This is a genomic window from Streptomyces sp., from assembly GCF_031178505.1.
Lineage (GTDB): Bacteria > Actinomycetota > Actinomycetes > Streptomycetales > Streptomycetaceae > Streptomyces > Streptomyces gulbargensis.
The window spans coordinates 16051-27733 of the sequence record NZ_JAPSIW010000015.1; the positions used below are offsets into that span (position 1 = coordinate 16051).

The window sequence follows — 11683 nt, forward strand, 5'->3', positions numbered from 1 at the left end:
CCCATGACTCACACACCCACAGCCCACAACGGAGCGCCCCAGGACGGGGCGCCGGGACAGGCCCGTGCCCACTTCGCCGTCCCCGCCAAGCATCCGATGGTGACCGTCCTCGGCTCCGGCGACGCGCTGCTGCGCGTCATCGAGAAGGCCTTCCCCGGCGCGGACATCCACGTCCGGGGCAACCAGGTCAGCGCGGTCGGGGACGCCGCGGAAGTCGCCCTGATCCAGCGCCTGTTCGACGAGATGATGCTGGTGCTCCGCACCGGACAGCCGATGACGGAGGACGCAGTGGAACGCTCGATCGCCATGCTCAGGGCGAGCGGGAACGGCACGCCGGAGAGCGGCCAGGAGACCCCGGCCGAGGTGCTCACGCAGAACATCCTCTCCAGCCGCGGGCGGACCATCCGTCCCAAGACGCTGAACCAGAAGCGGTACGTCGACGCGATCGACCAGCACACGATCGTCTTCGGCATCGGCCCCGCCGGTACCGGCAAGACGTACCTCGCCATGGCCAAGGCGGTCCAGGCCCTGCAGTCCAAGCAGGTCACCCGGATCATCCTGACCCGCCCCGCCGTCGAGGCCGGCGAGCGCCTGGGCTTCCTGCCGGGCACGCTCTACGAGAAGATCGACCCGTACCTGCGCCCGCTCTACGACGCCCTGCACGACATGCTCGACCCCGACTCCATCCCCAAGCTGATGGCGAGCGGGACGATCGAGGTCGCGCCGCTGGCGTACATGCGCGGCCGCACGCTCAACGACGCGTTCATCATCCTGGACGAGGCGCAGAACACGAACCCCGAGCAGATGAAGATGTTCCTCACCCGCCTCGGCTTCGACTCGAAGATCGTCATCACCGGTGACGTGACCCAGATCGACCTGCCGAACGGGACCAAGAGCGGCCTGCGCCAGGTCCAGGACATCCTCGAAGGCCTCGACGACGTGCACTTCTCCCGCCTCACGTCGCACGATGTCGTCCGGCACCGGCTCGTCGGCCGTATCGTCGACGCGTACGAGCAGTACGACAGCCGTAACGGCCGCAACGGGAAGTAGAACGCAGAGCACATGGCGATCGACGTCAACAACGAGTCCGGCACCGAGGTCGACGAGCAGGCGATCCTCGACATCGCCCGCTACGCGCTCGCGCGCATGCGCATCCACCCGCTCTCCGAACTCTCGGTGATCGTGGTGGACGAGGCGGCGATGGAGCAGCTCCACATCCAGTGGATGGACCTGCCCGGACCCACGGACGTCATGTCCTTCCCGATGGACGAGCTGCGCCCGCCGTCCCGGGACGACGACGCCGCCGAGCCCCCGCAGGGGCTCCTGGGCGACATCGTGCTCTGCCCCGAGGTGGCCAAGCGGCAGGGCGAGGAGGCCCCGACGCGGCACTCCATGGACGAGGAGCTCCAGCTGCTCACCGTCCACGGGGTGCTGCACCTCCTCGGCTACGACCACGAGGAGCCCGACGAGAAGGCCGAGATGTTCGGCCTCCAGGCGGCCATCGTGGACGGCTGGCGCGCGGAGAAGGGCCTGACCGGCCCCTCCCCGGCGCCGACCGTCTCCTGACCCCGCCGCAGCATGAGCGCATCGCTGATCTTCGGTGCCGTCGCGCTGGTCGTCGTGGCCTGGCTGGCCGCGTGCGCGGAGGCCGGTCTCGCCCGCGTCTCCAGCTTCCGCGCCGCCGAGGCCCTGCGGTCCGGCCGGCGCGGGGCCGCGAAGCTGGCCCAGGTCGCCTCCGACCCCACCCGCTACCTCAACATGGCGCTGCTCGTCCGGGTCGCCTGCGAGACGGCGGCCGGCGTCCTCGTCACGTACGCCTGCCTGACGGAGTTCCCCGAGACCTGGGAGGCGCTGACCGTCGCCATCGCGGTGATGGTCCTCGTCAGTTACGTCGCCGTCGGGGTCTCCCCCCGGACCATCGGCCGCCAGCACCCGCTGAACACGGCGACGGCCGCCGCCTACGTGCTGCTGCCGCTCGCCCGCGTCATGGGGCCCGTGCCGCAGCTCCTCATCCTCATCGGCAACGCGCTGACCCCGGGCAAGGGCTTCCGCAAGGGCCCCTTCGCCTCCGAGGCCGAGCTGCGGGCCCTGGTCGACCTGGCCGAGCAGGAGTCGCTCATCGAGGACGAGGAGCGCCGCATGGTGCACTCCGTCTTCGAGCTCGGCGACACCCTGGTCCGCGAGGTGATGGTGCCGCGCACGGACCTGATCTGCATCGAGCGGTACAAGACCGTCCGGCAGGCCCTCACCCTCGCGCTGCGCTCGGGCTTCTCCCGCATCCCGGTGACCGGCGAGAACGAGGACGACATCGTCGGCATCGTGTATCTGAAGGACCTGGTCCGCAAGACGCACATCAACCGGGACGCCGAGGCGGACCTGGTGTCGACGGCGATGCGCCCGGCGGCCTTCGTCCCCGACACCAAGAACGCGGGCGACCTGCTGCGCGAGATGCAGCAGGAGCGCAACCACGTCGCCGTCGTCATCGACGAGTACGGCGGCACCGCGGGCATCGTCACCATCGAGGACATCCTGGAGGAGATCGTCGGCGAGATCACCGACGAGTACGACCGGGAGCTGCCGCCCGTCCAGGAGCTCGACGCGGGGCGGTACCGGGTCACGGCCCGCCTGGACATCGGGGACCTGGGCGAGCTGTACGGCCTCGGCCCGGACGAGTACGACGACGAGGACGTGGAGACGGTCGGCGGACTGCTCGCCAAGGCGCTCGGCCGGGTGCCGATCGCCGGTGCGAAGGCGGTCGTGGACCTCCCGGACGGGCGGGCCCTGCGGCTCACCGCCGAGTCCCCGGCCGGCCGCCGCAACAAGATCGTCACCGTGCTCGTGGAGCCCGTGGAACCGGCGGAGGCCCCGGAGTGACCCCCGACCGGCTGCGGGCCCTCTGCCTGGAGTTCAACGGCGCCTCCGAGGAGTTCCCCTTCGGCCCGGACGTCTCCGTCTTCAAGGTGGCCGGGAAGCTGTTCGCCCTGTCCTGGCTGGACGCCGAGCCGCTCCGGGTCAACCTCAAGTGCGATCCCGACGAGGCCGTACGGCTCCGGGCCGAGCACCCGGCGATCGCCCCCGGCTACCACATGAACAAGCGGCACTGGAACACCGTGACCGTGGGGGAGCTCCCGGAGCGGATGGTCCGGGAGCTGGTCGAGGACTCGTACGACCTGGTGGTGGCCGGTCTGCCGAAGGCGGTACGGCTCCGGCTCGACCGGCCCTGACGGGCCGGGCGGCGGGACCGGACCGCCGCTCGCGTCACGCCCGGCGGCGCAGCCCCAGGGCCACCAGCGCCGCCGTCGCGAGGACCAGGCCCGCGTCGAGGACGAGGACCGTGCGGACGCCGCCGAACAGGTCCGGGCCCGTCGTGGCGAGCACGCCGAGCAGCGGGATGCCGACGGTGATGCCGACCTGCTGGGTCGTCGTCACCAGGCCCGTCACCAGCCCCTGCTCCCCGTCGGGGACGCCGGACGTGGCCGTGAGCCCGTACGCGATGATCGCGGCCAGGTGGCACATCGACGCCACCGAGACGGCGACCGTGGCGAGCACCGCGCCGGAGGTGGGGCCGATGCCGAGGAGCGCCGCCGTGCACAGGCCCTGCCCGGCGAGGCCGAGGACCAGGGTGCGGCGGGCGCCGAGGCGGCCGATCACCCGGGGCGCGAGCGTCCCCGCGAGGACCGACAGCACGCCCTGCACGCCGAAGACCAGACCGGTGGCGAAGGAGGACAGCCCCAGCGTCTCCTGGAGGTACAGCGTCAGGACGAAGACGACGGTCGACATCATCGAGAAGGTCACCAGGCCGCCGAGGTTGCCGAAGGCGACCGTGCGCCGCCGCAGCATCGTCAGCGACACCAGCGGCGCCGCGTGCCGCGACTCGACCAGAACGAACGCCCCGAGCAGCACCACGCCCGCCACCAGCGTCAGCAGGACGTCGGTCCCGCCGAATCCGCGCTCGGCCGCCGTGGACAGGGCGTAGATCAGCGCCAGCAGACCGCCGGTGACGGTCACCGCCCCCGGCACGTCGAGCCGGGGCCGCTCCGGCGTCCGGGACTCGGGCAGCAGGCCCGGCGCGAGCGGCAGCACGACCAGGGTGAACAGGGCGAGCAGGCCCATCGTGGAACGCCAGCCGAGGGTGTCGGTCATGACCCCGCCGAGGAGCATGCCGCAGGTGAACCCCAGCGAGAGCAGGGTGCCGGAGATGCCCAGCGCCCGGTCGCGCTGCGGCCCCTCGGGGAAGGTGGTGGTGAGCAGCGACATGCCGGTGGGCACGATCGCCGCCGCGCCGAGCCCCTGGAGCGCGCGACCGGTGAGGAAGGACGCCGGGTCCCAGGCGAAGGTGGCCAGCAGCGAGGCCGCGCCGAAGACGGCGAGCCCGGTGAGGAACAGCTTCTTGCGCCCGTACAGGTCGCCGAGCCGGCCGGAGATCAGCAGGAAGCCGCCCGACGGCAGGGCGAAGGCGGTCACCGCCCACTGGAGCGCCGAGTGGTCGAGGCCGAGGTCGGCGCCGAGCGCGGGCAGCGCGACGTTCAGGACGGAGAAGTCCAGCGCCACCATGAACTGGGCGGCGCACAGCACGAAGAGGATGAGCCGGGGGCGGCCGGTGAGGGCCGGGACCGGGGCGGGAGCGGAGGCCGCCGGCCGGGAGGTCTCGGGCGCCCCGGGTGTCGTTCCGGGAGATTCAGGGGTCTCGGGGGGAGAGGACAGGGTGGTCATGGCCCCACCCTCGGCGCGGGCGGCCCGGCGTGGGGAGCGGGAACTTATCCTGTTGGTCGCACCACCAGGCAGCCAGGGGGAGGAAGCACACGTGGCCACGGCTCTCGAGAGCACCACCGCCAAGGCGCACCGGCTCGCCGAACTGCGGGAGTTCCTCCGGAGCCGGCGGGCCCGGGTGAGCCCCGCCGAGGCCGGCCTGCCGGAGGGCGGCGCCCGGCGCCGTACCCCGGGCCTGCGCCGCGAGGAGGTCGCCGTCCTGGCCGGGGTCGGGGTGTCCTGGTACCAGTGGCTGGAGCAGGGACGGGACATCACCGTCTCCCCGCAGGTGCTCGACTCGGTGGCCCGGGTGCTGCGGCTCGGCCCGGCCGAGCGGCGCCACCTGTACGTCCTGGCGGGGCTCAACCCGCCGGCCGCCGAAGTGGACCCGGCGGCACGGGACATGTGCCAGGGCCTGCGGCGGCTGATCGAGGCGTGGATGCCGTTCCCCGCGCACATCATGGACGCCTACTGGAACACCGTCCTGTACAACGAATCGGCCTCGATCGTGCTCGGCATGCGGCCCGAGATCGTCCAGAACTGCCTGATCTCCTTCTTCACCGACACCCTCTACCGGTCCCGCTCGGCCGACTGGGAGGAACTCGCCCCGAAGGTCGTCGCCCAGTTCCGGGCGGCCTGCTCCGAGCACCCGGACGACGAGGGCTTCCGCGCGGTGGTGGAGCAGGCCAAGGCGGCGAGCGAGGAGTTCACCCGGCTCTGGGAGCGGCAGGACGTCATGCCGGGCGGCCTCAACCGCAAGGTCCTCGCACATCCGCTGGTGGGCCCGCTCCACATGGAGGCCACGCAGCTGCGGGTGCCGGCCCGGCCCGATCTGGTGGTGGTGCTGCACACACCGCTGCCCGAGGTGGACACGGCCGCCAAGCTGGAGTGGCTGGTCTCCCCGGAGGGCCGGCGCGGCGCGATGTACCCGGTCGCGGGCTGAGCCGGGACACGGTACCGGCCGGCCCGGGGCGGGGGTGCGTGGTCCGGGGACGCCGGCGGAGCCGTATATCCTCCTCGCCGGTCGGCCTCCGCGTGCGGGCGTCCCGGCCTTCCGCTCATCTCCCCACCCTCAAGAGGCAGTTCTCATCATGCGCACTCGCATCCGCCGCGGCCTGACCGTGGTCCTCGCCGTCTCGGCGCTCTCGCTGACCGCCGCCTGTGGCGGCTCCGCCGACGAGTCCGGCAAGGGCTCCGGCGACAAGGCCGCCCCCTCCGCGACTCCCGCCACCCCCCTGACCGCCGCTCAGATGAAGGCCGGCGCCCTCCAGCTCAAGGACCTGCCCGCGGGCTGGAAGGTGAGCGCCGCGGAGGACGACAAGACGGTCTACAAGGCCGACAAGCCGGAGTGCGCGCCCGTCGCGACCCTCCTGGCGGACGAGGTCGCCGGTGCCACCACGGGCGCCGACGTGGACTACGAGCGCGGCAACTCCGAGTCGCTGCTGAGCCAGCAGGTCATGACCTTCCCCGGCACCGGCGCCGCCGACTACGTCACCTCCCTCGGCACCGCGCTCGGCAGCTGCAAGGGCTTCACCGCCGAGATGGAGGGCGTGAAGATGAACATCGCCCTGGAGAAGCTCACCGCCCCGCAGGGCGCCGAGAAGGCGGAGGCCTTCCGGCTGAAGATGAACATCGCCTCCCTCGGCGTGGACCTGGAGTCCAACATGCTGGTCGCCTCGCAGGGCACCGGCCTGACCCGCTTCGCCCACGTGCCCGCCGACGCCTCCGGCCACAAGGACTTCGACGGCTTCGCCAAGCTGGCCGTCACCACCTTCGTCAAGGGCGCCACGAGCTGACCCCGTGCCCCGACCTATGCTCGGGGCATGACACTCAGCAAGGAGCACGGCGACCTCGGCGCCGAGGACCTGAAGATCATCACCCTCGCCCGCAGCGCCCGCGCCCGCAACGGCGTGGCCGAGGGTGCGGCGGTACGGGACGAGACCGGCCGCACGTACGTGGCGGGCACCGTCGAGCTGGAGTCGCTCAGGCTGAGCGCGCTGCAGACCGCGGTCGCGATGGCCGTCGCCAGCGGCGCCGAGTCGCTGGAGGCGGCGGCCGTGGTGTCGGCCGCCGAGGCCGCCTCGGACGCGGACCGCGCGGCCGTCCGGGACCTCGGTGGCCCCGAGACCCCGGTGTTCCTCGCGGGTCCGGACGGGCAGCTGCGCGCGGCGGTCACCGCCGGCTGAGCGGGACCGGGACGGGCACGGCGGGGGCGACCGCACGGCTCCGCGCCGGCCCTCGCCGCCCTCCGGATGGGGCCGCGCGGGCCCGCCCCGGCGCACCGGGTACGTGAGGGGGGCGCTCATCGGGGAGAATGGCCCCCATGAGCGCTCGCAACCAAGAAACCGAAGCCGTCCACCGGGCCGGCTTCGCCTGCTTCGTCGGCCGCCCCAACGCGGGCAAGTCCACCCTCACGAACGCTCTGGTCGGCCAGAAGGTGGCCATCACCTCGAACCGGCCGCAGACCACCCGGCACACCGTCCGCGGCATCGTGCACCGCGAGGACGCGCAGCTGATCCTGGTCGACACCCCCGGCCTCCACAAGCCGCGGACCCTCCTCGGCGAGCGTCTCAACGACGTCGTCCGCACCACCTGGGCCGAGGTCGACGTGATCGGCTTCTGCCTGCCCGCCGACCAGAAGCTCGGCCCCGGCGACCGCTTCATCGCCAAGGAGCTCGCGGAGATCCGGAAGACCCCCAAGGTCGCCATCGTCACCAAGACCGACCTGGTCGACTCCAAGACGCTCGCCGAACAGCTCATCGCCATCGACCAGCTCGGCAGGGAGCTGGGCATCGAGTGGGCCCAGATCGTGCCGGTCTCGGCCGTCGGCAACAAGCAGGTCCAGCTCGTCGCCGACCTGCTCATCCCGCTCCTGCCCGAGTCCCCGCCGCTCTACCCGGAGGGCGACCTCACCGACGAGCCGGAGCAGGTCATGGTCGCGGAGCTGATCCGCGAGGCCGCGCTCGAAGGCGTACGGGACGAACTGCCGCACTCGATCGCGGTGGTGGTCGAGGAGATGATCCCGCGCGAGAACCGCCCGGCGGACAAGCCCCTGCTCGACATCCACGCCAACGTGTACATCGAGCGCCCCAGCCAGAAGGGCATCATCATCGGCCCCAAGGGCAGCCGCCTGAAGGAGGTCGGGATGAAGTCCCGCAAGCACATCGAGGCACTGCTCGGCACCCCGGTCTTCCTGGACCTCCACGTGAAGGTCGCCAAGGACTGGCAGCGCGACCCCAAGCAGCTCCGCCGCCTCGGCTTCTGACCCCGGGGGCGTCCCTCCCGGCCCCGGCCGGAAGGGACGCCCAGGCCGTGTCTTTTGGATCACGCCGCGAGCCCGGCAAGATCCGAAAGACACGGCCTAGGCGCCTTCCTTCAGCACCCTCGTCACCAGGGCCCGCTGCGCCTCCGACAGGTCCGGGTCCGCGCAGTGGATCGTCAGGCCGTCGATGACGATCTCGTACGTGAAGCCGTCGGGTACGCCCCGGGCCCCCGGTTCGCCGCCCTCGTCGATCACGGCCGTCGCCAGGGAGCGCCATTCCCCGGCGTCCGGCCGGCCGGTGGTGTCCACCTCGGCCGACCGCTCGATGCCCGCGAAACCACCCGTGCGCCGCACTCGAATCCGCATGCGCCCTGTCTACCAGCCGGTCAGTCGGTCGGCACCCCCACCGCGGACCAGGCCTTCAGGACGGCCTGGATCTCCGCGCCGTCGCCGTACCGCGCCCGCGCCGCCGCCACCGTGGCCGCGGCGAACTCGGCGAACCGGGTCTCCGGCGTGAGCGTCCCGCCCGTCATCACGTCGTACCAGATCTGCCCGGCCCGCTCCCAGGCGTTGCCGCCCAGCTCGGTCGCCGCGAGGTAGAAGGCGCGGTTGGGGATGCCCGAGTTGATGTGCACGCCGCCGTTGTCCCGGCTCGTGCGCACGTAGTCGTCCATGTGGGCCGGCTGCGGGTCCTTGCCGAGCACGTCGTCGTCGTACGCCGTGCCGGGGGCCTTCATCGACCGCAGCGCCTTCCCCTCCACGTTCGGGTGGAAGAGGCCCTCGCCGATCAGCCAGTCGGCCTGGTCGGTGCTCTGCCCGAGCGCGTACTGCTTCACCAGTGAGCCGAAGACGTCGGAGACGGACTCGTTGAGCGCCCCGGACTGGCTGAAGTACTCCAGGTTCGCCGTGTACTGGGTGAAACCGTGGGCCAGCTCGTGCCCGATGACGTCCACCGGCAGGGTGAAGTCGAGGAAGATCTCGTCGTCCCCGTCGCCGAAGACCATCTGACGGCCGTCCCAGAAGGCGTTGCCGTAGTCGCGGTCGTAGTGGACGGAGGCGATCAGCGGCAGGCCCGCGCCGTCGATCGAGTTCCGTCCGTACACGCCGTGGAAGAGTTCGAAGGTGGCGCCGAGGCCGGCGTAGGCCCGGTTGACGGTGGCGTCGCCGGTCGCCGCCTGTCCCTCCTCGCGGACCGGTGTGCCGGGCAGGTCGGTGCCGCCCCCGCAGTCGTGGACGGTGCGGCGCGGGCGGGCCTCAGCCGCCGCGTCCGCCGGCGCGGTCGTGGGGCGCGGGCGCGGCAGGGCGCGGGCCGCGCGGGCCGAGGCGTCCGCCGCGAGGGTGCGGCGGGCGGTGGCGGCGACGGCGGCGTTGGACGAGCCGGCCAGGTGCTCCAGGAGGTGGGGAGGGACGATCGTGCAGAAGACGGGCTTGTGCGGTGTCATGTCCGCAATGTGGCACCGTGTGAGCTTGCTGTCACGAGAAGTGACGAGGATTGGCGAAATGGAGTGATGGGTCACGTTTCGGTCTTGACGGCGGGCCGTCCCGCATACTGAAACGGGACGTCCGCCCCCGCCGGTCCTGGGCTATGGTGACGCACATCATGCGTTTCGGGCTGCTTCTCCTTAGCTGCCGCGGCGAGGGCCTGTAGTCGTAGGCCGACTCCCTCCCCGCGGGTTTCGGTGTTGCGTTCAGACCGTCGGCCGTCCCTCCCGCAGGACCCCCGAGGAGCCCTACGCAATGTCCCCGCACCAGTCGCAGTCTCCGTTCGTCGACCGCCCGACGCCCGTCACCAACGCGACGCACCTGCAGAAGCCGTCCGGGATGCCCGTCCACAAGTACCGCCCGTACGAGGCCGTCGACATCCCCGACCGCACGTGGCCGGACCGTCGCATCACCAAGGCGCCCCGCTGGCTGTCGACCGACCTGCGCGACGGCAACCAGGCCCTGATCGACCCCATGTCGCCCGCCCGCAAGCGCGAGATGTTCGACCTGCTGGTCCGCATGGGTTACAAGGAGATCGAGGTCGGCTTCCCCTCCTCCGGCGAGACCGACTTCGCGTTCGTACGCTCCATCATCGAAGAGGGCGCGATCCCGGACGACGTCACCATCTCCGTCCTGACGCAGGCCCGCGAGGACCTGATCGAGCGGACCGTGGAGTCCCTGGTCGGCGCGAAGCGCGCCACGGTCCACCTGTACAACGCCACCGCCCCCACCTTCCGCCGGGTCGTCTTCCGCGGCTCGAAGGAGCAGATCAAGCAGATCGCCGTCGACGGCACCCGTCTGGTCATGGAGTACGCGGAGAAGCTGCTGGGCCCGGAGACCACCTTCGGCTACCAGTACAGCCCGGAGATCTTCACCGACACCGAGCTGGACTTCGCCCTGGAGGTCTGCGAGGCGGTCTGCGACGTCTGGCAGCCCGGTCCCGGCCGCGAGATCATCCTGAACCTGCCCGCCACCGTGGAGCGTTCGACGCCCTCCACCCACGCGGACCGCTTCGAGTGGATGTCCCGGAACCTGACCCGCCGCGCGTACGTCTGCCTGTCCGTCCACCCGCACAACGACCGCGGTACGGCCGTGGCGGCGGCCGAGCTGGCCCTGATGGCCGGCGCCGACCGCGTCGAGGGCTGCCTGTTCGGGCAGGGCGAGCGCACCGGCAACGTCGACCTGGTCACCCTGGGCATGAACCTGTTCAGCCAGGGCGTCGACCCGCAGATCGACTTCTCGCAGATCGACGAGGTCCGCCGGACCTCCGAGTACTGCAACCAGATGGAGGTCCACCCGCGCCACCCCTACGCGGGCGACCTGGTCTACACCGCCTTCTCCGGCTCCCACCAGGACGCCATCAAGAAGGGCTTCGACGCCATGGAGGCCGACGCGGCCGCCCGGGGCAGGACCGTCGACGAGATCGAGTGGGCCGTCCCGTACCTGCCGATCGACCCCAAGGACGTGGGCCGCTCCTACGAGGCCGTCATCCGGGTCAACTCCCAGTCCGGCAAGGGCGGCATCGCGTACGTCCTGAAGAACGACCACAAGCTGGACCTGCCCCGCCGGATGCAGATCGAGTTCTCGAAGATCATCCAGCAGAAGACGGACACCGAGGGCGGCGAGGTCACGCCGGCCGCGATCTGGTCCGTCTTCCAGGACGAGTACCTGCCCAACCCGGAGAACCCCTGGGGCCGCATCCAGCTGCGCTCCGGCCAGACCACCTCCGACACGGACGGCACGGACACGCTGACCGTCGAGGCGGTCGTCGACGGCGTCGACACCGTCCTGACCGGCTCCGGCAACGGCCCGATCTCGGCCTTCTTCGCCGCCCTGCAGTCCATCGGCGTCGACGCCCGCCTGCTGGACTACCAGGAGCACACGATGAGCGAGGGCGCCTCCGCGCAGGCCGCCTCCTACATCGAGTGCGCCATCGACGGCAAGGTGCTGTGGGGCATCGGCATCGACGCCAACACCACCCGCGCCTCCCTGAAGGCGGTCATCTCGGCGGTCAACCGCTCCGCCCGCTGACCCGGCCCCGCCCCGCGCCCTCCCCGGGGGCGCGGGGCGGCGGTGTCCCCGGGGCCGGTCCGGCCACTCCGGAGGGTGATCTCCTGCTCACGGCTCCGGCCAACGGGCCGGGCGCCGCACGGACCGTCACGGACCCCGTTCCCGCCGGACAGGGCCTTG

The 11683-nt window shown here is 71.7% G+C and carries 12 protein-coding genes; 9 read left to right on the plus strand and 3 right to left on the minus strand.

The annotated features are described in order from the left end of the window. Positions 1 to 3 precede the first annotated feature (3 nt). Genes RIF68_RS03070 through RIF68_RS03085 form a run of 4 tightly spaced genes read left to right on the plus strand, consistent with a single transcriptional unit; the run spans position 4 to position 3224 of the window. Positions 4 to 1050, plus strand: a complete 1047-nt coding sequence (locus RIF68_RS03070) for a PhoH family protein (RefSeq protein WP_309049533.1) — start codon at positions 4 to 6, stop codon at positions 1048 to 1050. 12 nt (positions 1051 to 1062) lie between these two features. Continuing rightward, entirely contained in the window at positions 1063 to 1566 is a 504-nt protein-coding gene (gene ybeY / locus RIF68_RS03075; protein ID WP_309049534.1) for an rRNA maturation RNase YbeY, read from the plus strand. Positions 1567 to 1578: 12 nt separating this feature from the next. Beyond that, positions 1579 to 2874, plus strand: a complete 1296-nt coding sequence (locus RIF68_RS03080; RefSeq protein ID WP_309049535.1) for a hemolysin family protein — start codon at positions 1579 to 1581, stop codon at positions 2872 to 2874. After that, the gene (locus RIF68_RS03085; protein ID WP_309049536.1) at positions 2871 to 3224 is read left to right on the plus strand and encodes an MmcQ/YjbR family DNA-binding protein; all 354 of its coding nucleotides are present in this window, start codon (positions 2871 to 2873) and stop codon (positions 3222 to 3224) included. The genes RIF68_RS03080 and RIF68_RS03085 overlap by 4 nt, the downstream gene beginning before the upstream one ends. A gap of 34 nt (positions 3225 to 3258) precedes the next feature. Here RIF68_RS03085 and RIF68_RS03090 read toward each other — a convergent pair whose 3' ends face one another. Continuing rightward, on the minus strand, positions 3259 to 4713 hold the full coding sequence (locus tag RIF68_RS03090) for an MFS transporter (protein ID WP_309049537.1): 1455 nt from the start codon (positions 4711 to 4713) through the stop codon (positions 3259 to 3261). Between the two features lie 91 nt (positions 4714 to 4804). Here RIF68_RS03090 and RIF68_RS03095 point away from each other — a divergent pair, with 91 nt between their 5' ends. The 4 genes from RIF68_RS03095 to era all read left to right on the plus strand — a co-directional run bounded on the left by RIF68_RS03095 (position 4805) and on the right by era (position 8014). Next, positions 4805 to 5692, plus strand: a complete 888-nt coding sequence (locus tag RIF68_RS03095) for a helix-turn-helix transcriptional regulator (protein WP_309049538.1) — start codon at positions 4805 to 4807, stop codon at positions 5690 to 5692. 148 nt (positions 5693 to 5840) lie between these two features. Beyond that, on the plus strand, positions 5841 to 6545 hold the full coding sequence (locus RIF68_RS03100) for a hypothetical protein (RefSeq protein WP_309049539.1): 705 nt from the start codon (positions 5841 to 5843) through the stop codon (positions 6543 to 6545). Positions 6546 to 6572: 27 nt separating this feature from the next. Next, positions 6573 to 6935 carry a cytidine deaminase gene (locus tag RIF68_RS03105; protein WP_309049540.1) on the plus strand — a complete coding sequence of 121 codons (363 nt, stop codon included), beginning with the start codon at positions 6573 to 6575 and terminating at the stop codon, positions 6933 to 6935. A 128-nt stretch (positions 6936 to 7063) separates the two neighbouring features. Continuing rightward, the gene (gene era, locus RIF68_RS03110) at positions 7064 to 8014 is read left to right on the plus strand and encodes a GTPase Era (protein ID WP_375165137.1); all 951 of its coding nucleotides are present in this window, start codon (positions 7064 to 7066) and stop codon (positions 8012 to 8014) included. Between the two features lie 96 nt (positions 8015 to 8110). On the opposite strand, the gene RIF68_RS03115 is transcribed toward era, so the two are convergent. Both RIF68_RS03115 and RIF68_RS03120 read right to left on the minus strand, forming a co-directional pair. Next, entirely contained in the window at positions 8111 to 8377 is a 267-nt protein-coding gene (locus RIF68_RS03115; protein ID WP_309049542.1) for a protealysin inhibitor emfourin, read from the minus strand. A gap of 20 nt (positions 8378 to 8397) precedes the next feature. After that, positions 8398 to 9453 (minus strand): M4 family metallopeptidase, encoded by a 1056-nt coding sequence (locus RIF68_RS03120; RefSeq protein WP_309049543.1) that lies wholly within the window; start codon positions 9451 to 9453, stop codon positions 8398 to 8400. Positions 9454 to 9748: 295 nt separating this feature from the next. Here RIF68_RS03120 and leuA point away from each other — a divergent pair, with 295 nt between their 5' ends. After that, complete coding sequence (gene leuA / locus RIF68_RS03125; protein ID WP_309049544.1) at positions 9749 to 11524, plus strand: 2-isopropylmalate synthase; 1776 nt, start codon at positions 9749 to 9751, stop codon at positions 11522 to 11524. Positions 11525 to 11683: the final 159 nt, after the last annotated feature.

Coding starts and splice junctions, on each gene's coding strand:
- RIF68_RS03070 (WP_309049533.1), top strand. CDS start 4: ATGACTCACACACCCACAGCCCACAACGGAGCGCCCCAGGACGGGGCG.
- ybeY (WP_309049534.1), top strand. CDS start 1,063: ATGGCGATCGACGTCAACAACGAGTCCGGCACCGAGGTCGACGAGCAG.
- RIF68_RS03080 (WP_309049535.1), top strand. CDS start 1,579: ATGAGCGCATCGCTGATCTTCGGTGCCGTCGCGCTGGTCGTCGTGGCC.
- RIF68_RS03090 (WP_309049537.1), bottom strand. CDS start 4,713: ATGACCACCCTGTCCTCTCCCCCCGAGACCCCTGAATCTCCCGGAACG.
- RIF68_RS03100 (WP_309049539.1), top strand. CDS start 5,841: ATGCGCACTCGCATCCGCCGCGGCCTGACCGTGGTCCTCGCCGTCTCG.
- RIF68_RS03105 (WP_309049540.1), top strand. CDS start 6,573: ATGACACTCAGCAAGGAGCACGGCGACCTCGGCGCCGAGGACCTGAAG.
- era (WP_375165137.1), top strand. CDS start 7,064: ATGGCCCCCATGAGCGCTCGCAACCAAGAAACCGAAGCCGTCCACCGG.
- RIF68_RS03115 (WP_309049542.1), bottom strand. CDS start 8,377: ATGCGGATTCGAGTGCGGCGCACGGGTGGTTTCGCGGGCATCGAGCGG.
- RIF68_RS03120 (WP_309049543.1), bottom strand. CDS start 9,453: ATGACACCGCACAAGCCCGTCTTCTGCACGATCGTCCCTCCCCACCTC.
- leuA (WP_309049544.1), top strand. CDS start 9,749: ATGTCCCCGCACCAGTCGCAGTCTCCGTTCGTCGACCGCCCGACGCCC.